The sequence below is a fragment of the Streptomyces sp. NPDC006739 genome (genome assembly GCF_042869815.1).
Taxonomy (GTDB): Bacteria; Actinomycetota; Actinomycetes; order Streptomycetales; family Streptomycetaceae; genus Streptomyces.
In genome coordinates this window covers 598,071-619,580 of sequence record NZ_JBIAGM010000002.1, presented here as the reverse complement: position 1 = coordinate 619,580, position 21,510 = coordinate 598,071, and the positions used below count along the sequence as shown (strand labels likewise).

Genomic DNA, 21,510 nt, shown 5'->3' with positions numbered 1-21,510 from the left:
TTTGTGGGCCGTCTTCCGGGTCACCCGAGGGATGAACCGGCCAGTGGGGCCGGTCGGATCCGGAAGGCAACCATGTCCACAGGCATGATCATTGTTCTGATCGTGATCGTGGCGGCCGTGGTCCTCGTCGCGGCCGCCCTGACGGCACGTAGTCGCGGGCGGGGCGGACCGAGCCTGAAGCGGCGCTTCGGGCCCGAGTACGAGCGGACCCTGGCCCGGCACGACGGCGACACCACGGCCGCCGAGCGGGAGCTGGCCGAGCGGGTCGAGCGCCACGGCGACCTGCGGGAGCGTCCGCTGCCGCCCGAGGAGCGGGAGCGGTACACGCAACGCTGGACGGTCGTCCAGGAACGCTTCGTCGACTCGCCCCGGGAGGCGGTCGCCGAGGCCGACCGGCTGCTCTCGGAGGTGGCCGGAGCGCGCGGCTTCCCCGACGGCGCCCGGTACGAGGAGCAGTTGGCCGCCCTGTCCGTGCACCACGCCGACCATGTGAACGGCTACCGGCAGGTGCACCGGGTGGCCGTGGCCGGAGTGGGTGACGACGGCGTCGGCACGGAGGAACTGCGTACGGCCCTGGTCGAGGCCCGCGCCCTCTTCGACGACCTCACCAGCGGCCAGGGCGCCACGCCCGGCCGGCACCGCGCGACCACCGACACCCACGCCCATCACCTGCCGTGGGCCCTCCACCGGACCCACCCGAAGGGGAGCTGACGACCATGGCTGACACCACACCCGACCGGGCCCCGGGAACCCCGGCCCGGGAGAGGCCGACGCCGAACGCCGACCCGTTCGGCGCGGCTGCGGAGGACCGGCCCGAGTCCGGCACCGTCGGCAGCGGCGCTCTGGCGTCCGGTGGCCCCGGCGCCCGCAGGCCGGACGACGACCCGCCGGCCCCGCCCGCGCGGGGTGCGGCCCCGGACCGGCCCGAGACCGGCACGCCCGGCGGTACCTCCGTGAGTGGTACCACCGGCGCCGGAACCGGCATGGAGAAGGCCCGGGGGGCGGACGACGACCCCTTGGCCCCGCCCGCGCCCGGAGCGGCCCCCGGTCCGACCGGGACCGACACCCCCGCGTCCGGGATGACCCGAACCGATCGCGCCGGCGGCACCTCCGGCACCCCTGACACCGGCGCTACCGGTACCCGGCTGTCCGGCGGTGCCGCCCCGCTCCTCCCCCACGAGGAGACCGGCAAGCTGGAGCAGCGGCTCCGGCATGCCGTGGCCGGGTTCGTCGACGAACCCCGGGAGGCCGTCGAGGAGGCCGACCGGGCCTTGGAGGAGATCAGCGCGCGGTTCACCGACGCCGTGACCCGGCGCCGCCGCACCCTGCGCATGTCCTGGCAGGAGGGTGACGACGACCGGCCCGGGACCAAGGCCGACACCGAGCAGTTGAGGCTCGCCCTGCGCGACTACCGCGAGTTGGCCGACCGGCTGCTCCACATCTGAGGCACCGCACTACCGCGCCGCCCGGCGCTCCCGCCACCGGCCCACGACCTCTTCGACGTCGTACGGCTTCTTGCCCAGCGGGGGCCCGGGCGGCGGCTTGAACATCATGTCCCGGATCTTGACGTTGACGTCCTCGATGATCTTCCGGGCCATTCGCTCCGAGGGGGCGGCGAGGGCGGCGACCAGCGCGTCCTCCGCCTCCTTGCGCAGGGCCAGCGCGGGGGGAAGGACGGTCAGGCCCTCGCGCGCCAGCTTCCGTTTGACCCACCACAGTTCGTCGTAGGTGGAGTCGAGCCCGGCCGGCAGCGGTTCACCCGCCCCCGCGAGCCGCTCGAACTCACCGCGCCGCTGCGCTTCACGGATCTGCTTGTCCACCCAGGACTCGAACGGCACACCCGGCGGCTTTCGCTCGGTCATGAATCCATTGTGCCGGACGCGGCCCCTCCGGGCGTTTTATCATGCGGCGGCGGTGCGGCAATCGGGCCACCGCACAAGGACGTTTCAGGGGGAACGCACGTGCTCGAACTCACCATGGCCTCCGTCTCCTCGGCGGACTCGGGCGCCACGGCCGGCATGCTGATGGCCGACGCGCCCAGCGAACCGGGCGCCGTGCTGCGGGTGGGCCGGGACGCGGCCGTGTGCCGGCTCGTGACCCCCGAGGACTGGCTGTTCGTCTCCCGGGTCCATCTGGAGTTCCTGTGCGGCCCCGACGGTACCTGGCAGGTGACCTGGCTGCGCGGCTCCCAGCCCGATCCGTCGTCCGAGGTACGGCTGACGGCCGGGGAGTACGCGCAGCCCCTGGTCTACGGCGGTACGGTCGCGCTGCCCCACGGCGGTTCCGGCGAGATCATCGTCCAGGACCGCACCGAGCCCCGCAGCGTCAACGTCGGCTTCTACCACGAGGTCTAGTGCCGCGGCAGGTGCGGCGAGTGGGGGTCCCCCCCGGCCGAAGGCTGGGGGAGCGTGCCGGGCGTCGCGACGGGGCGAACGTTGCCTGTTGCGGCACCAGCCTCGTGGACGGCAGGACCTAGCCCAGCACGCGGGCCAGTGCGAAGCCGTCGTACCCCTTGCTGCCCACGGTCTGGATCGCCGTGCCGCTCAGCCTCGGGTGGGCGGCGATCATCTCGATCGCGGCGCGGGTGCCGACGACGTCCGGCTCGTCGCTCCCGGCGTTCAGGACCCGGCCGCCGCGCACCACGTTGTCCACGATGATCAGGCTGCCCGCGCGGGTGAGCCTGAGCGCCCACTCCACGTAGTGCGGGTTGTTGACCTTGTCGGCGTCGATGAACACCAGGTCGAAGGGGGCCGGGTTCTCGTCGGCGAGCTTGGGCAGCGACTCCAGGGCCGGCCCCACCCGCACCTCCACGATCCGGTCGAGGCCCGCCCGGGCGATGTTGCGGGTGGCGACCTCGGCGTGCTTGGCGCTGTACTCCAGCGAGATCAGGCGGCCGTCGGCCGGCAGGGCCCGGGCCAGCCAGATCGTGCTGTAGCCGCCGAGCGTGCCGATCTCCAGGATGTGCCGGGCGTCCTGGATCTGGGCGAGCAGCTGGAGCAGCTTGCCCTGGGTCGCCGTGACATTGATGTGCGGCAGCTGAGCCGCCTCGCTGTCCCGCACCGCCGCCTGCAAGGCCTCGTCATCGGGGGAGAGATGGCTGCTGAAGTAGAAGTCGACGTCGTCCCAGAGCTGTGTCCCGCTCATGCGCCTGCTGCCTTCCGTGTCCACTTGTATCGTAGCTAGCTCCACCTACTTAGCACGTCTAACTAGATACGCGACGGATCTCGGCCGGCTTTCGCGCTACTCAGAGCGACGGCGCCGACCCCGGCAGCGGACGTCCCGCCGACTCCGCCATCCGCCACACCGCGAACCCGCCGACGACGGCCGCCGCCATCATGTAGTACGCGGGCATCATCATGTTGCCGGTCGCGCCGATCAGGGCGGTCACCACCAGCGGGGTCGTGCCGCCGAACAGCGACACCGACACGTTGAAGCCGATCGACAGGGAGCCGTAGCGGACCCGGGTCGGGAACAGGGCCGGCAGCGCGGCCGGCATCGCCGACGTGAAACACACCAGCAGCATGCCCAGGGCACCCATGCCCAGCGCGACCGCGAGCAGGCTGCCCTGCCGGATCAGCAGCAGCGCGGGAACGGACAGCAGCAGGAAGCCCGCGCAGCCGGCGGCGATCACCGGGCGACGGCCGACGCGGTCGGTCAGCGCGCCCGCGAAGGGCTGCACGATCATCATCAGCGCCATCACGCCCAGCACGACCAGCAGTCCGTGCGTCTCGTCGTACTTCAGCTCGCTGGTCAGATAGCTCGGCATGTACGACAGCAGCATGTAGTCGGTGACGTTGAAGACCAGGACGAGGCCCATGCAGAGCAGCAGCGACTTCCACTGGCCGGCGAGCATCTCGCGCAGCGGCACCTTCGGGCGGGCGGCCTCCGCCTTCTCGACCTCGGCGGCGAAGGCCGGGGTCTCCTCCAGGCGCAGTCGCAGGTACAGTCCGACGATGCCCATCGGCCCGGCGATCAGGAACGGGATCCGCCAGCCCCAGGTGAGCAGGTCGTGGGTGGAGAGCAGGGTGGTCATGAGGGTGACCAGGCCGGCGCCGCCGATGTAGCCCGCCAGCGTGCCGAACTCCAGCCAGCTGCCGAAGAAGCCGCGCTTCTTGTCCGGCGCGTACTCCGCGATGAACGTCGACGCGCCCGCGTACTCGCCACCGGTGGAGAAGCCCTGCACCAGCCGCGCGGCGAGGAGCAGCAGCGGCGCGCCGACCCCGATCGACGCGTACGACGGAATCAGGCCGATCGAGAACGTGCCCGCCGCCATCATGATCATGGTCACGGCGAGGACCTTCTGCCGGCCCACCCGGTCGCCGAGCGGTCCGAAGACCAGGCCGCCCAGCGGGCGGACCAGGAAGGCCGCCGCGAAGGCGCCGAAGGTGGACAGCAACTGCGCGGTCGGATTGCCGGAGGGGAAGAAGACCTTGCCGAGGGTGACCGCGATGTAGCTGTAGACACCGAAGTCGAACCACTCCATGGCGTTGCCCAGCGCGGCCGCCTTGACGGCGCGTTTGACCAGGGCGGGTTCGGTGTGGGTGGCGTCGGCGGCCTGCCTGGCCGACCGGGCCTTGCGCGGTGGGATGTTGGCTGCGATGGTCGCCAAAACGGGGTTCGCCTACCTTTCGACGGGGACAGGGGCGAGGCCGGCCCGGCGGCGCTGCCATGAGCGGCCCGAAAAACGACGATAGGCGGACTTCACCGCCTTACGTCCCGTACGCGAATCGATGCATAGCGCAGCTAAAGGTTGCGTACGCAGGTACGTCTGCCCGCTTCCATGCGGGATTTTCGGCCACCCCATGTGATCTTTGTCCCGTTCCGAACAAGTGACCGCACGGCCCTGGACCGTCGTCTTCCGGACAAAAGGCGGGAGGACGGGAGGTGAAGTGAGGGTTGCCCGCGTCTGTGTCAACGGGTGCTGCAAGGCTCAGAGGGTTCTCAGAGGTACCGGGCGTGTGGGACGCCCGGGACGAACGGGGCGGAGGCCGGCGAGGCGTGGCGAACGTGGAGCACAGCGGGGGAGCGACGGAGGCCTTCGGGACGGTGGGGGCGGGGGCCCGGCTGCGCGCGGCCCGGCTCGGGCTGTGGGCGGTGGCCGCCGTCCTCGCGGTACGGCAGGTGGCCGTCGTCCTCGGTACCCCCAGCGGGGAACGGCTCACGGACCTGGAGACCTGGGTCGGCCCGCACGGCGTCCTGCATGTGAAGGGCTCCCTGTACGACTCGACGAGGTTCACCGGCACCCCCTTCGCCGGGCTGGTCCTCAAGCCCCTCACCAGATCCGCCGAGCAGGCCCTCGGCTGGGGCTGGACCTTCGGCACCCTGCTCCTGGTGGTCGCGCTCGGCCTGGTCGCCGCCCGCGCGCTGCCCCGGCCGGTCAGCCGCCGCACCTCGCTGCTGGCCGCCCCGGTCGCCGTCAGCCTCCTCATGCTCTCGCTGCCGGTCCGCAACACCCTCTGGCTCGGCCAGACCAGCATCATCCCGGTACTGCTGGTGCTGCTCGGCTGCTTCACCGTGCGCGGCGAACGCGCCGGCGGCCTGTGCGTGGGCCTCGCCGCCGCCCTGCAGCCGACCGTGCTGCTGTTCGTCCCGCTGCTGTGGTTCACCGGCCGGCGCCGGGCCGCGCTCTCCACCGCCGCCGCCTTCGCCGTGTGCACCGCGCTCGCCTGGGCCGCGATGCCGCACGACTCGCACACCTACTGGCTCCACCACATGGCGGGCGTCGGTCTCGGCGGCAAGGCCGACGCCCTCGGCAACCAGTCCCTGCACGGCGCCCTGCTGCGCCTCGGGGTCACCGGCGACCTGGAGATCGGCCTCTTCCTGCCGCTCGCCGCCGCCGTCGTGGTCCTCGCCCTGCGCCGCGCCGTCCGCTACGCCCGCGACGGCCAGCTCCTGCTCGCCGTGGCCGTCACCGGCTGCGCCGCCGTCGCCGTCTCACCCACCACCTGGGAGCACCAGCTGCTGTGGGTGCTGCTCGCGGTCGTCGGCCGGGTCGGCACCCGCGCCTCCGACCGGTACGTCTGGCCGGTCGCGGTCGTCCTGGTCACCACGCTCCCGGCCAAGATGATGCTGCCGAACGTGCCGGTGATGTACCCGCTGCGGGACAACATCGCGCTGCTCGCGGCCCTGTCCGCCGCCCTCGCCGTACCCTTCCTGCCCCGCAGCTCGCCGTACTTCCGGGACCCGACGCCCACGGAGTACGCCGAACCCGTACCCGCCCGCTTCTCCCGCGTCCCGCTCCTGCCGTTCCTGCGCAGGGTCCTCACCCGCCCCAACCTCGTCCTGGAACTGCTCCTCATACGCGTCACCTACGCGGCCTACCAGCGGGTACGGCTCGCGGCCACCGGCGGCGGTTCGGCGGGCCGGGCGACGGCCGAGCACCACGGCCGCATCGTCCTGGACACCGAGCGGTTCCTGCACATCGACATCGAGCACGCGCTCAACCACGCCGTGGCCGGTGTCGGCTGGCTGCGGGACTTCTTCGGGTTCTACTACGAGTCCTTCCACTTCGTCTTCCCGCTGACCGTCCTCGCCGTCCTCTACTGGCGCCGCCCGGTCGACTACCGCTGGGCGCGCTCCGCCCTCGGCTTCGCCACCTTCCTGGCCCTGATCGGCTTCTGGCTCTTCCCGCTGGCCCCGCCCCGCCTGATGCCGGCCCTCGGCATCATCGACACGGTCCACGGCGTCCAGGACTTCTCCAAGCCGGACTACGGCGCGCTGACCGCGCTCACCAACCAGTACGCGGCGATGCCCTCGCTGCACTTCGGCTGGGCCCTGTGGTGCGGGATCGTCATCGCGGTCATCGCCCCCAGGTGGTGGATGAAGGCCCTCGGTCTGCTCCACCCGCTGCTGACGGTCTCGGCCATCGTCGTCACCGGCAACCACTGGGTCCTCGACGCGGTCGGCGGCGCGGCGGTGGTGGGCGCCGGCTTCGCACTGGCGTACGTCTTCCAGGGACCGAGGGCGCGCACCGCCACCGTGGCGGCGGAGCGCGTCGCATCCCCCGAGCAGCCCGTGAAGGACCCGGCACCCAGCTGATCAGCGGGTCCGGGCGAGGCGTTCCTGGAGACGGGAGTGCCGGAACTGGTAGACCGGGCCGGTGGCCCGCAGCAGGTTGCGGCGGCGGGCGTCCTCCAGGAACGCCATCAGGAGCACCGGGGTGCCCTCGCGGGCGGAGAGCTGGAGCGCGGTGGCGGTGGTGGCGACGGCCGTGTTGCAGACCGGCCCGGCCATGACGGCCGTCATCAGCGCGCCCGAGAACGCTGTCATCGCGCCGAGCGGGAAGCCCAGCCACCAGCCCACCAGAGGTCCGGCCAGCAGCCCCACCGCGACCCCGGTCAGCAGGCCGAGGACCAGGCGCAGTCCGAGGTGGTGACGCCACACGTCCCTGGGGCCGACCGAACGGGTGTCCTGTACCGGTGGGCGGTTGTAGTGCTCCCGTACGTCGTCGTACCAGGAGCCCGCCCCGGCGGACAGGAACGGCACCCCCGCCACGATCTCGTGGCCGCGGCCCGTCACCAGCACCCCGGTGTACCCGAGCGGCAGGGTGGTGAGGAAGCAGAGCCACGCGGGCGGCGGGTGGTCACCCGGCAGCAGCGGGGCGGTCAGAGTCGCCGCGGTGCCGAGGACCAGCCACTCCACCACGCCCGAGACGATCGCTCCCGGCGTGAAGATGTCCCGCCAGCCGGCACTCTGCAACGGCTGCGGATCGCTGAGTTCCGCGAAGCGGTCGCCGGCCGCCCAGCCGCCCAGGACCACGCCCGGGACCCCGACCAGCACGGTGGACAGGCCCGGGGAGACCAGCCACACCACGACGAAGGTGGGCACCCCGCACACCAGGCTGACCAGCGCCCACATGGCGAGCTGTCTGGGCCGGACCTCCGCCCAGCCCGGGATGTGCCACCATCGCAGGTCCCGGTCCCTCTCCTCGGTGAGGCGCCGCGCGACGAACCGCAGGGTCCGCTCCGCCGTCTCGGCGGACCAGCGGGGTGCCGGGGTGCCGGGCCGCGCCGTGTAGGCGGCGGTGACGGCGTGGTCCAGCAGATGGTTCTCGACCTTGGCGCACGTGTCGAAGCGGGCGCTGTCGAGGAGTTCGTCCACCGGCCCGTCGTCGGCGTAGATGTCCCGTACGAGGGTGATCGCCAGCGGCTTGGCGAGGGCCAGGGCCACCGCGCTGTCCGGGGCGTGCAGCAGCCGGTCGGTGAGTGCCCGCCACGCGGCCGGCGCCGGGTCGGGCAGCTGGTCGAGCAGGTACCTGGCGGCCTCGGCCGGTTCGACGGACTGGATCTCCAGCGCGACCGCACTGCCCAGCCGGGCGCACCTCTTCGCGGTCAGTACGGCCTCCAGCGCCCGGGAGACCAGCACCAGCCGGCACGGAGCCTGCGCCAGCGCCTTCACCATCGCGCCCCGCAGTTTGTTGCCGTCGACCTCGTCGAGCCCGTCCAGGAACAGTGCCACCCGTCCCGACTCCAGGAGCTGCCGGGCCCGCTCGCGCCCGCCGCGCCCGGCGAACAGCGTGTACTCCCGGGACAGGCGCTGCGCCGCCCACTCCGCCGGCTTCTCCCGGGCCGGGTCCCAGCCGTCGAGTGTCAGCAGCACCGGCACCGGTACCCGCGCCCGCTCCCTCGCGCCGAGGTCCGGCCGGGCGCGGTGGCGCAGCGCGGCCAGGAGCAGCAGCACCGCGGTGGCAGTCTTGCCCACCGCCGGGGCGCCCAGCAGGAGCAGCCGGCCCGAGGCCAACCCGCCGTACACGGCGTGCAGTTCGTCCAGTCCGCCACCGGCCCGCAACCGCTCCTGGGTCACCGCCGCCAGCCCGGGCAGCGGCTCGAACCGGGACCACCGGCCCTCGGCGGTCGCCGCGCGGACGGGACCTGACAGGTCCCGGCTGGTCACCCGCCAGCGCGACGGCAGCGGGGCGGGATCCAGCAGCCGCCGCAGCCCGGCCTCCTCCTGCCACTGCGCCCACACCGCGCGGGCCAGCTCGTCGGCCGAGGCGTCCAGCGGGGTGAGGGGCTCGGAGCCGTAGTGGTATTGGACGTTCTGCGTGCTGCCGGCGCCGGTCTGCAGGGCGACCGGCCCGTTGAAGGCGTTGCCGGACACCCCGCCTGGTCCGGCACCGGGTACGGACCCGCTCATCCCGCCGTCCCGAAGCGGATGTCCTGGGTGCTGTGCGCGCCCGTCTGGAAGGCGACCGGCCCGCGAAAGGTGTTCCCGGACACCGTCCCGCCGGTCCCGTCGCCCCCGGTCCGCGCCCGCAGCGCGTCGAGCCCGGCCACCAGCTCGTCCCGCTCCGCCGCCGCCACGCTCTCCAGCAGCGAGGCGAACTCCTCCCGCCACAGGCGTGCCTGCACCTCGCGCCGCCACTCCCGCTCGGCCTCGTCCTCGCCCGCCGCCGCGAGGGTGGCGGCGGTGCGGTCCAGCCGCTCCAGCGCCTCACCCTCCCGGCCCGGGTCACCGCGGCCGACCAGCCGGGCGCACCGGGTCCGGAACCAGGCCCACAGGTCCGAACCGGCGGCCTCCACCACCGCGGTGCCCCCCGCCGCGGCGGCCGCCGTCATCACCTCGTCAAGCATCGCCAAACCCCCCAGTCCAGCCAGAACGTCCTGAACGTCCTGAATCAGGACAGGGACCCTAGCGCGGTACGCACTCGAACCAGACGGTTTTCCCGATTCCCGGGCCGGGGACCACGCCCCACTCGTCGACCACGGCGTCCAGCAGCAGAAGGCCCCGCCCGCACTCGGCCTCCGCCGGGGAGGCGTCCTGCGGACAGGGCAGCCTGGGGGACCCGTCGCCCACCTCCACCCGGACCGCCGACGCCAGCCGAAGCACCGCCAACGAGCAGCGCCGGTCCGGTACATGGCGTACGACGTTGGTGACCACCTCGGTCACCGCCAGCTCGACGCTGTCGGCCAGTTGCGGTAGCTCCCAGTCGTCGAGCAGGGAGCGGACGATACGACGGATGTGCCGCACCGAGTGCTCGCCGACGGTGAGGTTCATGCGGTAGTGGGGGATGTGGAGTTTCACGGGACGAGCCTCACCCGGCGCCGCTACCGTCGGCAACGGAACGGATACAACCGGTCCCGTTGTGGGCCGAGTTGCGAGAGGGGACCGTGCGTGACCCACATCAACGTCCTCGACCCGGGCGCCTCGCCGCTCGACTACTACGGCTTCGAGCTGCGCCGGTACCGGGAGGCGGCCGGCCTGACGCAGAAGCAGCTGGGGGACGTCCTCAACTACACCGGGTCACTGGTCGGCCAGATCGAAACGGCGAGAAAACTGCCCACGCCGGCGTTCAGCGAACGGGCGGACGTGGCGCTCGGCACGGGCGGACTGCTGTCCCGGCTGGTCGTACTGGTGATGCGGAGCCAACTTCCGGCTTGGTTTCAGCAGGTGGCTGAGCTTGAGGCTCGGGCGACGGAGATCTGCACCTTTCAGATGGGCATGGTCCATGGCCTGCTCCAGACCAAGGCGTACGCGCAGGCCACCCTCGGGACCATCGACGAGACCAACCTCGACGACCGCACCGCCGTGCGGCTGGCTCGGCAGAGCATCTTCGTGAAGGGTGAGCCGCCGGTCTTCTGGCTGGTCCTCAGCGAGGCCGCGCTGTACCAGGAGATCGGCGGCCCGGCCACCATGCGCGAGCAACTGGCTCACCTGTTGTCGTTCGAGTTCGACCCGCGGGTCAACATCCAAGTGCTGCCGTTTTCAGCTGGGGCGCACGCGGGATTGACCGGCTCATTCACCGTCTTCCGCTTCACGAGCGATCCGACCATCGTCTACACGGAGGGATACGGCAGCGGGCATCCGACCGCCAATCCGGACACCGTCAAGGACTGCTCGCTCCGTTACGATCATCTACAAGCCGCCGCTCTCTCCCTCAAGGACTCGGCGGAGCTGATCCGACGGGTGATGGAGGACCGCTATGGAGAGCAAGTGGCGTAAGTCGTCGTACAGCGGTGACCAGGGGGGCCAGTGCGTCGAATGCGCGGCGCTCGGTGGCCTCGCCTGGCGCAAGTCGTCGTACAGCAGCGACCAGGGCGGCGAATGCGTGGAGATCGCGGAAGCGCCCTGCACCGCCGTAGCCGTACGAGACTCCAAGACCCCCACCGGCCCGGTGCTGACCCTCGCGCCCGCCTCCTTCTCCGCCTTCCTGGAGTGGACTACAGGCGCTGAATGATCGTGCCGGTGGCCAGCCCGCCGCCCGCGCACATGGTGATGAGCGCGAACTCCTTGTCCGCTCGCTCCAGTTCGTGCAGGGCGGTGGTGATCAGGCGGGCCCCGGTCGCCCCCACCGGGTGACCGAGGGCGATCGCACCGCCGTTGACGTTGACCTTGTCCAGGTTCTGGTCGAAGACCCGGGCCCAGCTCAACACCACCGACGCGAAGGCCTCGTTGATCTCGACGAGGTCGATGTCCTTCAGGGACATGCCGGCCTTGCCCAGCACCGCGCGGGTCGCGTCGATCGGGCCGTCGAGGTGGAAGTGCGGGTCGGCGCCCACCAGCGCCTGGGCGACGATCCGCGCCCGGGGCCGAAGCTTCAGCGCCCGCGCCATCCGTTTCGACGCCCACATGATCGCCGCCGCGCCGTCCGAGATCTGCGACGAGTTGCCCGCCGTGTGGACGGCCGTCGGCATCACCGGCTTGAGCCGGGCCAGCGCCTCCGCCGACGTGTCCCGCAGGCCCTCGTCCTTGTCGACGAGGCGCCACATGCCCTGGCCGGCGTGCTGCTCCTCCTCGGTGGTGGGGACCTGGACGGCGAAGGTCTCGCGCTTGAAGCGCTCCTCGGACCAGGCGGCGGCGGCCCGTTCCTGGGAGAGCAGCCCGAGGGAGTCGACGTCGGCGCGGGTCAGCCCACGGTGGCGGGCGATCCGCTCGGCCGCCTCGAACTGGTTCGGGAGATCGACGTTCCACTCGTCGGGGAAGGGCTTGCCGGGACCGTGCTTGGAGCCCGAGCCCAGCGGCACCCGTGACATCGCCTCGACCCCGCAGCTGATCCCGACGTCGATGACGCCCGCCGCGATCATGTTGGCGGTCATGTGCGAGGCCTGCTGCGAGGAGCCGCACTGGCAGTCGACGGTCGTGGCGGCCGTCTCGTACGGCAGCCCCATGGCCAGCCAGGCCGTACGCGCGGGGTTCATGGACTGCTCGCCGGCGTGGGTCACCGTGCCGCCGACGACCTGCTCGACGGCGTCGGCGGGGATGCCGGTGCGGCCGAGGAGTTCCCGGTAGGTCTCGCCCAGCAGATAGGCGGGATGGAGGTTGGCGAGCGCGCCGCCGCGCTTGCCGATGGGGGTGCGTACGGCTTCGACGATCACGGCTTCCGCGGCCATGGGGGCTCGTCCTCTCCTCGGTCACCCGCGCGGCGCGGGCGCGTCCCGGCCCGGCCCGCCACGCAGAACTAGAACGCGTACCAGTTCTCCGTGCAGTGTGCTGACCAGCTGTCCAGAACGGCAAGGGGCGTGCAAGTAATTGGGGTGCCCGTGCCCCTTGCCTCTTGTAGAACCCGTTACTACCTTCACGGCATCCGTGAGTTCCTGATGGTCCGTCAGATGGTGGGAGTGAGTCGCTCATGCCCTGTCCCGCGCTGCCCGACGGGTTCGACTTCACCGACCCCGATCTGCTGCACCACCGGGTGCCCCTGCCGGAGTTCGCCGCGCTGCGCCGGGCGGAGCCGGTCCGCTGGATCCCGCAGCCGCACGGTCTGGCGGGCTTCGCCGACGACGGCTACTGGGCCGTCACCCGGCACGCGGACGTCAGGTACGTCTCCACGCACCCCGAGATCTTCTCCTCGTACCTCAACACGGCGATCATCCGCTTCAAGGAGGGCATGGACCGGGCGTCGATCGACGCGCAGCGGCTGATCCTGCTGAACATGGACCCGCCGGAACACACGCGGGTCAGGCAGATCGTGCAGCGCGGTTTCACCCCGCGCGCGATCCGGGCGCTGGAGGACCGGCTGCGGGCCCGCGCCCGGTCGATAGCCTCGGCCGCCGGTGCCCGCTCCGGTCCCTTCGACTTCGTCACCGAGGTGGCCTGCGAACTCCCGCTCCAGGCCATCGCGGAACTGATCGGCTTCCCCCAGGAGGACCGCTCCAAGATCTTCGACTGGTCCAACAAGATGATCGCCTACGACGATCCGGAGTACGCGATCACGGCGGAGGTGGGCGCCGAGTCGGCCGCCGAGATCATCTCGTACGCGATGAACATGGCGGCGGAACGCAAGCGGTGCCCGGCGCACGACATCGTCACCACGCTGGTGGCCGCCGAGGACGAGGGCAACCTCAACTCGGACGAGTTCGGCTTCTTCGTCCTGATGCTGGCGGTGGCGGGCAACGAGACGACCCGCAACGCCATCACCCACGGCATGCACGCCTTCCTGACCCACCCCGAGCAGTGGGACCTCTTCAAGCGCGAACGCCCCGGGACGACCGCCGAGGAGGTGGTCCGCTGGGCGACCCCGGTCAATTCCTTCCAGCGCACGGCCACCCAGGACACCGAACTCGGCGGCCAGCACATCCGCAAGGGCGACCGGGTCGGCCTCTTCTACGCCTCGGCCAACCACGACCCCGAGGTCTTCGCCTCCCCCGACGCCTTCGACATCACCCGCGACCCCAACCCCCACCTCGGCTTCGGCGGTGGAGGCCCCCACTACTGCCTCGGCAAGTCCCTCGCGGTCCTGGAGATCGACCTGATCTTCAACGCGGTCGCGGACACCCTGCCCGGCCTGCGTCTGGCGGACGCCGACCCCCGCCGCCTGCGTTCGGCGTGGATCAACGGCGTGAAGGAACTCCAGGTGACGACCGCCCCGGCGTAATCGTCGAAGAACGGTCACTCCCGGCCGGAGGCCACCAGCGCCAGCACCCCGGAGGCCAGGGCCGCGACCAGCAGCGGCGGCGCCAGGTCGTGGTGGACCACCAGCCACGCGCCCAGGGCGGCGCCGGCCAGCATCGCCACGACCGCCGCCGTGCGGCGCGGGGAGCGGTGGCCGGAGGCGTCGCCCAGCCGGGAGTCGGAGGCCAGCCCGGTCAGGGTCATGGTCAGGACCGTGGTGGTGAGGTCGGGGACGCCCAGTTTGCGGACCGTCGCGTTGCGCAGGCCCATGGCGAAGGCGGTGAGGGCGATGAGGGCGTACCGCGTCGGCGCCCCGTGCGGCCAGGCGAAGGCCACCGCCGCCGACGCCCCGACCAGCACCGCCTCCGCAGCCAGCGTCAGCCGGGCCCAGGTGCGGCGCGGGCCGGAGCCGAAACGGGCCGCCACCCTGCCGCCCGTCACCGCGCCGAGCAGGAAGCAGACGAGGGAGGTCACCGTGTGCGGGACGGAGAAGCCCGGCGCGCCCGCCGCCGCGAAACCGAGGACCACCACGTTGCCGGTCATGTTCGCCGTGAAGACGTGGCCCAGGCCCAGATAGCTGACCGCGTCGATCAGACCGCTCACCACCGTCAGCGCCAGCAGCACCGCCACCAGGCGAATCCCGCGGTCCCTGGTCGTCCCGCCGTCGTCGGGGACGGTCCCGCCGTCGTGGGCCGTCCCGCCGCTCCCGGTCGCCCCGTCGCCCTCGGTCGTCGTCATCGGTCCACCATGACATCCGTGACATCGGTGGCGCACATACGCGCGCACCCCCGCCCGTCAGGGGGCGAGGGTGCGGGTCTGGACCGGCGAGCCGTTGACCGCGGGGGGTCTCAGCTGGTGGTGCCGGAGGTCACGTGGTGCCTCGGCGGGGGAGCGGCCCGGATCCAGCGGGTCGAATCCAGCGGATCAGGTCCGGGACGGGACGGCTCAGTACCAGCCGTTCGCCTGCCAGAAGTTCCACGCGGCGGCCGGGCTGCCGTAGCGGGAGTTCATGTAGTTCAGGCCCCACTTGATCTGGGTGGCCGGGTTGGTCTTCCAGTCGGAACCGGCGGACGCCATCTTGGAGGCCGGCAGCGCCTGGACCAGGCCGTAGGCGCCGGAGGAGCTGTTGGTGGCGGAGATGTTCCAGCCGCTCTCACGCGAGACGATCTTGTCGAACGCGCTGTACTGCTTGGCGTCCGGGATCATCTTGTGCGCGATCGCCTGGGCCGAGGAGCCCGAGGCGGCCTGGGCGGGCGCCGCGGTCAGGGCCATGCCGGCGGTGGCGGCGACCACGGCGGCGGCGGTGAGGGCCTTCTTCGGGGAAGCGATGCGGCGGATGAAGGAGACGGTCACAGGAAACCTCTTGGGTGGGGGACAGGGGATCGCCCGTACTCGGGAGCCACACGAGGTGGCCCGCCGCATACGTCGGCGCCGCGGCCCGGGAGGGCTCGTGGCGCCTGGCGACTGCTCCAGAGAAACAGGCTCCGGGATCGTCCGCAATGACCCCTTTTACTAGTTGTGGCCGAATCGAGGGGAAAGGTCGTCTGTGTGAGCTGGCTCTCAAACCCCAGGTCAGCGGGGGTATGGAAACGGACATATCGGACAAGGCGGGGTACGGCCCCGCGTCGTAGGTGACGTGCGTCATGTGGGGTGCTTCACCGACTCGCTGACCGGACGCGTACGAGCGCTCACCCAGCGGGTGCGTCGAATGTGACCGCGGTCTCGAAAGCGGCCCGTCGGGTGGCCCGGCGCAGCGCCCGCAGCAGGGCCGGACCCAGAGCCAGGGTCAGGGCGACCGTGCACAGGGCCCGGCCCAGGTCCCAGCCGAGCGAGGTGGCCAGGCAGTACGCGAGGAACCGGGCCAGGTTGGCGGGCACACCGGCGCGCGGGTCGAAGGCGATGTCCGAGGACAGCGCGCCCAGGAAGGGCCAGCCCGCCAGATTCATGACGGTGCCGTAGGCGAAGGCCGCCAGGAAGCCGTAGGCGGACAGCATCAGCAGCTCGGCCCGGCCGCGCAGGCGGGCGGCGCCCGGCAGCAGCCCCGCGCCCATCGTGAACCAGCCCATGGCCAGCATCTGGAACGGCATCCACGGCCCCACACCGCCGGTGAGCAGCGCGGACGCGAACATCGTCACCGCGCCGAGCACGAACCCGAAGCCGGGCCCCAGCACCCGCCCGCTCAGCACCAGCAGGAAGAACATCGGCTCGATACCGGCCGTCCCCGCACCGATCGGCCGCAGCGCCGCCCCGGTCGCCGCCAGCACGCCCAGCATGGCGACCGCCTTCGGGCCGAGCCCCGACTCCGAGATCGTCGCGGCCACGACGGCGACCAGCAGTACCAGCAGCCCCGCGAACAGCCACGGCGCGTCCTGGGCGTGGGCACTGATCCGGGACGTGGGCGGGGCCAGGAACGGCCAGCCGAAGGCGGCCACCCCCACCGCTCCGACCAGGGCGAGGGCGGCCAGCGAGCGGGGGCCGAGCCGGACCGGGCGCGGGGCGGCGCTCACGACAGGGCCCGCCTGACCTCGGCGACCGTGAGCCACTGCCGAGGCGCCAGGATCTTGGTCACCTGCGGGGCGAAGGACGGCGAGGACACCACGATCTCGGCCGTCGGACCGTCGGCGATCACCTCGCCGTCGGCCAGCAGCACCACCCGGTGCGCGATCTCGGCGGCCAGCTCCACGTCGTGCGTGGCCAGCACGATCGCGTGCCCCTCGGCCGCGAGACCGCGCAACACGGCGACCAGGCGGGACTTGGCCGCGTAGTCGAGGCCGCGCGTCGGCTCGTCGAGCAGGAGCAGTGGAGGGCGGGCCGTCAGGACGACGGCCAGGGCGAGCGTCAGCCGCTGGCCCTCGGAGAGGTCGCGCGGGTGGGTGTCGTCCGTGATGCCCGGCAGCAGCTCCGAGACCAGCGCCCGGCAGGTGCCGGGGTCGGCCCCCGCGTCCCGGTCGGCGGCCCCGCACTCGGCGGCCACCGTGTCGGCGTACAGCAGGTCGCGCGGTTCCTGCGGGACGAGACCGACCCGGCGTACGAGGTCACGGGGCGCGAGCCGGTGCGGCACCGCCCCGCCCACCCGCACCGCGCCGGCGGTCGGCTCGACCAGCCCGACGAGCGAGCCCAGCAGCGTGGACTTCCCGGCGCCGTTGCGGCCCATCAGGGCGATCGTCTCGCCGGGGGCGACGGTGAGGTCGACCCGGCGCAGGGCGTCCACGCGTCCACGGCGGACGGCGAGGGAACGGACTTCGGCGACCGTGGGCCGGGGAAGGGGGTCCGCTTCGCGCTGGGCGCGCCGGAAGAGACGCCTACGGGGGGCTACCGGCGGGACGGGCTTCACGGCGGCCTGCGGCGCGGCCTCGGGTGCGGGCTCGGGTGTGGCCTGCGGTACGACCTTGGGTGTGGCCTCGGGTGTGGCCTGCGGTACGACCTTGGGTGTGGCCTCGGGTGTGGCCTGCGGTACGACCTTGGGTGCGGGCTCGGGTGTGGCCTGTGGTGCGACCTTGGGTGCGGGCTCGGGTGTGGCCTGCGGTGCGACCTTGGGTGTGGCCTCGGGTGTGGCCTGCCGTGTGGCCTGTGGCGCGGCCTCCGGTGCGACCTTCGGTGCGGTCTGCGGCGGGGCCTCGGGTGTGGCCTGTCGTGCGGCCTGCGGTGCGACCTCGGGTGTGGCCTCCGGTGTGGCTTGCGGCGTGACTTCCGGTGCTGTCTGCGGTGAGGCCTTCCTCGCTGCCTCCGGAGGAGGGGGTACCGCCCGGTCCCCGAGGCGTTCGCGCAGGGCGCCGGCGCGGCGGCGGGCGTCGCGGACCGTCAGCGGCAGCGGGGACCAGCCCGCCAGCCGGCCCAGCTCCACCACCGGCGGACACACCGGCGAGACGGCCATGATCTCGGCCGGGGCGCCCAGGCGCGGGGCGGCGCCGGGGGCCGGCAGGAGGGCGACCCGGTCGGCGTACTGGACGACGCGTTCCAGGCGGTGCTCGGCCAGCAGGACCGTCGTACCGAGGTCGTGGACCAGGCGCTGCAGGACCGCCAGGACCTCCTCGGCGGCGGCCGGATCCAGGGCGGAGGTCGGCTCGTCCAGGACGAGGACCTTCGGATGCGGAGTGAGGACCGAGCCGATGGCGACACGCTGCCGCTGCCCGCCGGACAGTGTGGCGATCGGCCGCTCGCGCAGCTCGGCCAGGCCCAGCAGGTCCAGGGTCTCCTCGACGCGCCGCCGCATCACGTCCGGGGCGAGCCCCAACGACTCCATCCCGTAGGCGAGTTCGTCCTCGACCGTGTCCGTCACGAAGTGCGCCAGCGGATCCTGGCCCACCGTGCCGACGACATCGGCGAGTTCGCGCGGCTTGTGCGTACGCGTGTCCCGGCCCGCGACCGTGACCCGGCCGCGCAGGGTGCCGCCGGTGAAGTGCGGGACCAGCCCGCTGACCGTGCCCAGGAGGGTGGACTTGCCGACGCCGGACGGCCCGACGAGAAGGACCAGTTCGCCCTCGGGCACCTCGAAGTCGACGCCCCGGACGGTGGGTTCGGCCGCGCCCTCGTAGGTGACGCCGACCTCCTCGAAGCGGATCACCATGGCTCCCTGGGGACGACGAAGGCGGGCAGAAGGGCGAGCAGCACGGCCGCCGCCGGCCACAGCGGCAGGGTGGGCGCGACCAGCGGTACGACCCCCGGGTGCAGCGCGGCGGGGTCCTCGGCCGAAGCCCACGCCAGCAGCGCGGCCACCGCCGCCCCGGAGCCCGCGACCAGCCAGGCGCGAACACCCCACGGGTCCGGGCGGTAACGGGTGCGCAGGGTACGGCGGCCGCCCAGGCGCAGGCCCGCGAGGGCCGCGGCACAGCCGGCCAGCAGTACCGGCACACCGTAGGTGCCGCCCTCGGCGGTGAGCAGACCGTACGTTCCCGCGCAGACACCGAGCAACCCGCCCAGGGTGAGCGCGGCCGTCGTACGGCGGACCGGGGCGGGAACGTCGGCGGTGCGGCCGTAACCGCGGGCGTCCATCGCGGCGGCGAGCGCCACCGACCGCTCCAGCGCGCCCTCCAGGACCGGCAGTCCGACCTGCAGCAGACCGCGCACGCCCCGGTCCGGACGCCCCCGCAGCCGGCGGGCGGCCCGCAGCCGCCGCACGTCGGCGATGAGGTTCGGCGCGAAGGTGAGGGCGACGACCACGGCCACACCCATCTCGTACAGCGCCCCCGGGAGGGACTTCAGCAGCCGGGCCGGGTCGGCGAGGGCGTTCGCGGCGCCGACACAGACGAGGAGCGTGGCCAGCTTCAGGCCGTCGTAACAGGCGAACACCAGGGCCTCCGCCGTCACCTCACCGCCCAGCCGGATGCCCTGCGCCCAGTGGGGGAGCGGGACTTCGGGGAGGGTGAGGAGGACATGGGTGCCCGGGATCGGGGAGCCGAGGAGGACCGCGAAGACGAGCCGGACGAGGAGGACGGCGAGGGCGAGCCGGACGAAGCCGGCGTAGGAGCGGGACCAGGGGGCGGCGGTGCGGTGGGTGGCCACCACATAGCCGGAAGCACCGGCGAGGAGGGCGAGCAGGAGGGGGTTGGTGGTGCGGCCGGCGGCGGTGCCGAGGCCCAGCGCCCAGAGCCACCAGGCGCCGGGATGGACCGGGGTCCGGCTACGCATTGCGGCGCCGCCTGGCCTGCCACACCGCGGCCCCGGCCAGGAGGACGACCACACCGGCCCCGGCCGGCAGCCCCAGGGAGGGCCCGGGGTGCTTCGCCGGTGCCGGGGCCGTGGTCGTCGTCGGGTCAGCGGACTCTCCCCCGGGACTCCCGCCGGCCGACACCTGTTCCCCGCACCCCTGCCGCGGATACCCGGCGATGGCGCACAGCAGCGCGTTGGTGTCGTAGCGCAGCGGCGGGGCGACCGAGGCCAGGGCGTCGGCGGTGGTCGCGTCGGGGGAGACGCGGGCGCAGGCCGTACGGGGCGCGGGCGGCCGCTCGCCCGACGGCGCGTCCTGGGGCGTACCGAAGTCGAGGACCAGCGCCACCCGTTTGCTGCCCGCCCGCGCGGGCGTCGCCGCGCAGATCGTGCCGAACCCGCCCGTGCCGCGTGGCCGTGTCGCGTCGGCCGAGTCCTCGCTCACCGCGAAGCGGAAGCCCTGCACGTCACCGTCGGACGGGCGGGCGGTCGACGGGCCCTGGGTGGCGTACGTCCAGTGGCCGCCGGACCGTTCCCAGAACGACCAGTACCGGTAGCCGGCGGCCCGCGCCTGCCCGGCGGCGGCGCACAGCACCCAGACGGCGAGGAGCAGGGCCCCGGCGCGGCGCACGGCGATCACGGCCGCCGCTTCCCGCGACGGCCGCTGAGCAGGAAGCCGATGCCGATGCCGGCGACCAGGCCCACGCCGACGATCCACCAGACGCCGGCGCCCGAACCCTTGGTGTGCTTCGTGGCCTTCTCGGCCCCGGCGGGGTGTGCCGCCGGCGCCGGGCCCGTCGCGTCGAGGGCCGCCACGAGGTCGGTGCCGCCGAAGGCGTGCGGGTCGGCGCCCAACGCGTGCGCCGCGAGGATCAGTTCGGCGTAGGCGGCCGGGCCGCTCTGCTTCGCCCACGGCGTGGCGTTCTTCTCCAGCCAGGCGTACGGCTCGCGCGCCTCGGCGGTCCAGCCCAGTGCGGCGAGGGCGACGACCGTGTCGGCGGTGTTCCCGAAGTCGGGCTGGTCCTTGGCGCCGGGGAGGACGGACTTCAGGTAGCCGGTGCCGTGGACCTGGGCCGACAGGTAGGCGGCACCGTTGCGGGCGACCTCTCCAGGTGTGAGCGGCTTGCCGGAGCCGGCGCAGCCGTGGGCCCCCTCGGGTGTCCTGCCGGGCGCCACCACGAACCCCTGGCCGAGGGCGGCGGGCACACCGGCCGCCGTCGCGTCCGCGTTGGCGGCGAGCGTGCCCTTCTTGTCCGGCTGGTAGGCGAGACCGCCCCCGCCGTCCTTGTCGCACGGCACCGACCACTTGGCGAGCAGTGCGAACGGCGTCCCGCCCCCGGCACCGCGCGGCCGGCCGGGATCCTCCCCGGCCGCCTTCAGCGCGCCGACGACCACGGAGGTGGAGTTGGTGTCGCTGGGGCCGCCCGGCGCGTAGCCCCAGCCGCCGTCCTCGTTCTGCGCCTTCTTCAGCCAGTCGGCCGCCCTGCGGACCGCGCCGTCGTGCCCGCCGAGCGCCGCCAGGGCCTGTACGGCCGCCGCCGTGCTGTTGGTGTCGGCCTGGGCGGCCGTCGCCTCGCAGGACTTGGCGGGGTCGGGGCGGAAGGCGGCGAAGCCGCCGCTCGCGCACTGCTGGCCGGTGAGCCAGCCGACGGCCGCGGCGGCGGGCCGGACGCCGACGGTGTGCTGGGCGAGCAGCGCGAGGGACTGGCGCCAGACGCCGTCGTACTTCGGGTCGGTGGTGCCGTACAGCCCCGACGGTGCCGGGGAGGGGGACGGGGACGATGCGGCGGTGGCCGGTGCTGCGGCGGTGGCCATCAGGCCGACTGCGGCCAGAGCCGTGGCGCTGCGGCGGACGTTCATGGTCGGCGACTGCCTCTCCCTGAAGAGAGCCGGGCAGCGCGGGACACCCCGGGCGGCTCGGCTCCGTAGACCTCGACGGTGCGTCAGCGCCGGAATCGCCCCGGCTTCCTCCCGTACGGGTGTGACGACGACCCGGCCACCTTACCGGCAGCGCTGCGGGGCTTCCGGGGGTGG

The 21,510-nt window shown here is 73.0% G+C and carries 21 protein-coding genes; 7 read left to right on the top strand and 14 right to left on the bottom strand.

Going from position 1 to position 21,510, the window contains the following annotated elements:
• Positions 1–72 precede the first annotated feature (72 nt).
• Together ACFYMM_RS06230 and ACFYMM_RS06225 are read left to right on the top strand one after the other, a co-directional pair.
• On the top strand, positions 73–711 hold the full coding sequence (locus ACFYMM_RS06230; RefSeq protein WP_388384344.1) for a hypothetical protein: 639 nt from the start codon (positions 73–75) through the stop codon (positions 709–711).
• A 5-nt stretch (positions 712–716) separates the two neighbouring features.
• On the top strand, positions 717–1,445 hold the full coding sequence (locus ACFYMM_RS06225; RefSeq protein ID WP_388384342.1) for a hypothetical protein: 729 nt from the start codon (positions 717–719) through the stop codon (positions 1,443–1,445).
• A gap of 9 nt (positions 1,446–1,454) precedes the next feature.
• Here the strand turns inward: ACFYMM_RS06225 and ACFYMM_RS06220 are convergent, their stop codons facing one another.
• Positions 1,455–1,862: a DUF1992 domain-containing protein gene (locus ACFYMM_RS06220; RefSeq protein ID WP_388384340.1), complete on the bottom strand. Its 408-nt coding sequence runs from the start codon at positions 1,860–1,862 to the stop codon at positions 1,455–1,457.
• Positions 1,863–1,961: 99 nt separating this feature from the next.
• On the opposite strand from ACFYMM_RS06220, the gene ACFYMM_RS06215 reads away from it, so the two are divergent.
• Positions 1,962–2,354 carry a hypothetical protein gene (locus ACFYMM_RS06215; protein ID WP_388384338.1) on the top strand — a complete coding sequence of 131 codons (393 nt, stop codon included), beginning with the start codon at positions 1,962–1,964 and terminating at the stop codon, positions 2,352–2,354.
• Positions 2,355–2,472: 118 nt separating this feature from the next.
• On the opposite strand, the gene ACFYMM_RS06210 is transcribed toward ACFYMM_RS06215, so the two are convergent.
• Positions 2,473–3,144 carry an O-methyltransferase gene (locus tag ACFYMM_RS06210; protein WP_388384336.1) on the bottom strand — a complete coding sequence of 224 codons (672 nt, stop codon included), beginning with the start codon at positions 3,142–3,144 and terminating at the stop codon, positions 2,473–2,475.
• A 100-nt stretch (positions 3,145–3,244) separates the two neighbouring features.
• Positions 3,245–4,600 (bottom strand): glycine betaine/L-proline transporter ProP, encoded by a 1,356-nt coding sequence (gene proP, locus ACFYMM_RS06205; RefSeq protein WP_388384529.1) that lies wholly within the window; start codon positions 4,598–4,600, stop codon positions 3,245–3,247.
• 398 nt (positions 4,601–4,998) lie between these two features.
• Here proP and ACFYMM_RS06200 point away from each other — a divergent pair, with 398 nt between their 5' ends.
• A complete protein-coding gene (locus ACFYMM_RS06200; protein WP_388384335.1) occupies positions 4,999–7,038 on the top strand; it encodes a bifunctional glycosyltransferase 87/phosphatase PAP2 family protein in 2,040 nt (679 codons plus the stop codon).
• On the opposite strand, the gene ACFYMM_RS06195 is transcribed toward ACFYMM_RS06200, so the two are convergent.
• The 3 genes from ACFYMM_RS06195 to ACFYMM_RS06185 are packed head-to-tail and all read right to left on the bottom strand — an operon-like array spanning position 7,039 to position 9,996.
• On the bottom strand, positions 7,039–9,135 hold the full coding sequence (locus tag ACFYMM_RS06195; protein ID WP_388384332.1) for a hypothetical protein: 2,097 nt from the start codon (positions 9,133–9,135) through the stop codon (positions 7,039–7,041).
• On the bottom strand, positions 9,132–9,572 hold the full coding sequence (locus tag ACFYMM_RS06190; RefSeq protein WP_388384330.1) for a hypothetical protein: 441 nt from the start codon (positions 9,570–9,572) through the stop codon (positions 9,132–9,134). Before ACFYMM_RS06190 ends, ACFYMM_RS06195 begins: the two co-directional genes overlap by 4 nt.
• Before the next feature lie 58 nt (positions 9,573–9,630).
• Positions 9,631–9,996, bottom strand: coding sequence for an ATP-binding protein (locus ACFYMM_RS06185; RefSeq protein ID WP_388384527.1), 366 nt, complete (start codon positions 9,994–9,996; stop codon positions 9,631–9,633).
• Positions 9,997–10,113: 117 nt separating this feature from the next.
• On the opposite strand from ACFYMM_RS06185, the gene ACFYMM_RS06180 reads away from it, so the two are divergent.
• The gene (locus tag ACFYMM_RS06180; RefSeq protein WP_388384328.1) at positions 10,114–10,941 is read left to right on the top strand and encodes a helix-turn-helix domain-containing protein; all 828 of its coding nucleotides are present in this window, start codon (positions 10,114–10,116) and stop codon (positions 10,939–10,941) included.
• Complete coding sequence (locus ACFYMM_RS06175) at positions 10,922–11,176, top strand: DUF397 domain-containing protein (protein WP_388384326.1); 255 nt, start codon at positions 10,922–10,924, stop codon at positions 11,174–11,176. The genes ACFYMM_RS06180 and ACFYMM_RS06175 overlap by 20 nt, the downstream gene beginning before the upstream one ends.
• Here the strand turns inward: ACFYMM_RS06175 and ACFYMM_RS06170 are convergent.
• Complete coding sequence (locus ACFYMM_RS06170; protein WP_388384324.1) at positions 11,160–12,329, bottom strand: steroid 3-ketoacyl-CoA thiolase; 1,170 nt, start codon at positions 12,327–12,329, stop codon at positions 11,160–11,162. The two genes, ACFYMM_RS06175 and ACFYMM_RS06170, sit on opposite strands and share 17 nt — an antisense overlap.
• 239 nt (positions 12,330–12,568) lie before the next feature.
• Between ACFYMM_RS06170 and ACFYMM_RS06165 the strand changes: the two genes are divergently transcribed.
• On the top strand, positions 12,569–13,813 hold the full coding sequence (locus ACFYMM_RS06165; protein WP_388384322.1) for a cytochrome P450: 1,245 nt from the start codon (positions 12,569–12,571) through the stop codon (positions 13,811–13,813).
• Positions 13,814–13,827: 14 nt separating this feature from the next.
• Here the strand turns inward: ACFYMM_RS06165 and ACFYMM_RS06160 are convergent, their stop codons facing one another.
• From ACFYMM_RS06160 to ACFYMM_RS06130, 7 genes are all read right to left on the bottom strand, one after another.
• Complete coding sequence (locus tag ACFYMM_RS06160) at positions 13,828–14,568, bottom strand: YoaK family protein (protein WP_388384320.1); 741 nt, start codon at positions 14,566–14,568, stop codon at positions 13,828–13,830.
• A gap of 207 nt (positions 14,569–14,775) precedes the next feature.
• Positions 14,776–15,183 (bottom strand): transglycosylase SLT domain-containing protein, encoded by a 408-nt coding sequence (locus ACFYMM_RS06155; RefSeq protein ID WP_388384318.1) that lies wholly within the window; start codon positions 15,181–15,183, stop codon positions 14,776–14,778.
• Between the two features lie 335 nt (positions 15,184–15,518).
• A complete protein-coding gene (locus ACFYMM_RS06150; protein ID WP_388384317.1) occupies positions 15,519–16,337 on the bottom strand; it encodes an ECF transporter S component in 819 nt (272 codons plus the stop codon).
• Entirely contained in the window at positions 16,334–18,394 is a 2,061-nt protein-coding gene (locus ACFYMM_RS06145) for an ATP-binding cassette domain-containing protein (protein ID WP_388384526.1), read from the bottom strand. Before ACFYMM_RS06145 ends, ACFYMM_RS06150 begins: the two co-directional genes overlap by 4 nt.
• Positions 18,391–19,458, bottom strand: coding sequence for a CbiQ family ECF transporter T component (locus ACFYMM_RS06140; protein ID WP_388384315.1), 1,068 nt, complete (start codon positions 19,456–19,458; stop codon positions 18,391–18,393). The genes ACFYMM_RS06145 and ACFYMM_RS06140 overlap by 4 nt, the downstream gene beginning before the upstream one ends.
• Positions 19,451–20,116 carry an SCO2322 family protein gene (locus ACFYMM_RS06135; protein ID WP_388384313.1) on the bottom strand — a complete coding sequence of 222 codons (666 nt, stop codon included), beginning with the start codon at positions 20,114–20,116 and terminating at the stop codon, positions 19,451–19,453. Before ACFYMM_RS06135 ends, ACFYMM_RS06140 begins: the two co-directional genes overlap by 8 nt.
• The gene (locus tag ACFYMM_RS06130; protein ID WP_388384312.1) at positions 20,113–21,336 is read right to left on the bottom strand and encodes a prenyltransferase/squalene oxidase repeat-containing protein; all 1,224 of its coding nucleotides are present in this window, start codon (positions 21,334–21,336) and stop codon (positions 20,113–20,115) included. Before ACFYMM_RS06130 ends, ACFYMM_RS06135 begins: the two co-directional genes overlap by 4 nt.
• Positions 21,337–21,510: the final 174 nt, after the last annotated feature.

What these genes read in the sequence shown, in the direction of transcription:
- ACFYMM_RS06230 (WP_388384344.1), top strand. Translation starts at nt 73, where the DNA reads ATGTCCACAGGCATGATCATTGTTCTGATCGTGATCGTGGCGGCCGTG.
- ACFYMM_RS06225 (WP_388384342.1), top strand. Translation starts at nt 717, where the DNA reads ATGGCTGACACCACACCCGACCGGGCCCCGGGAACCCCGGCCCGGGAG.
- ACFYMM_RS06220 (WP_388384340.1), bottom strand. Translation starts at nt 1,862, where the DNA reads ATGACCGAGCGAAAGCCGCCGGGTGTGCCGTTCGAGTCCTGGGTGGAC.
- ACFYMM_RS06210 (WP_388384336.1), bottom strand. Translation starts at nt 3,144, where the DNA reads ATGAGCGGGACACAGCTCTGGGACGACGTCGACTTCTACTTCAGCAGC.
- ACFYMM_RS06195 (WP_388384332.1), bottom strand. Translation starts at nt 9,135, where the DNA reads ATGAGCGGGTCCGTACCCGGTGCCGGACCAGGCGGGGTGTCCGGCAAC.
- ACFYMM_RS06190 (WP_388384330.1), bottom strand. Translation starts at nt 9,572, where the DNA reads ATGCTTGACGAGGTGATGACGGCGGCCGCCGCGGCGGGGGGCACCGCG.
- ACFYMM_RS06185 (WP_388384527.1), bottom strand. Translation starts at nt 9,996, where the DNA reads ATGAACCTCACCGTCGGCGAGCACTCGGTGCGGCACATCCGTCGTATC.
- ACFYMM_RS06175 (WP_388384326.1), top strand. Translation starts at nt 10,922, where the DNA reads ATGGAGAGCAAGTGGCGTAAGTCGTCGTACAGCGGTGACCAGGGGGGC.
- ACFYMM_RS06170 (WP_388384324.1), bottom strand. Translation starts at nt 12,329, where the DNA reads ATGGCCGCGGAAGCCGTGATCGTCGAAGCCGTACGCACCCCCATCGGC.
- ACFYMM_RS06165 (WP_388384322.1), top strand. Translation starts at nt 12,569, where the DNA reads ATGCCCTGTCCCGCGCTGCCCGACGGGTTCGACTTCACCGACCCCGAT.
- ACFYMM_RS06160 (WP_388384320.1), bottom strand. Translation starts at nt 14,568, where the DNA reads ATGACGACGACCGAGGGCGACGGGGCGACCGGGAGCGGCGGGACGGCC.
- ACFYMM_RS06140 (WP_388384315.1), bottom strand. Translation starts at nt 19,458, where the DNA reads ATGCGTAGCCGGACCCCGGTCCATCCCGGCGCCTGGTGGCTCTGGGCG.
- ACFYMM_RS06130 (WP_388384312.1), bottom strand. Translation starts at nt 21,336, where the DNA reads ATGAACGTCCGCCGCAGCGCCACGGCTCTGGCCGCAGTCGGCCTGATG.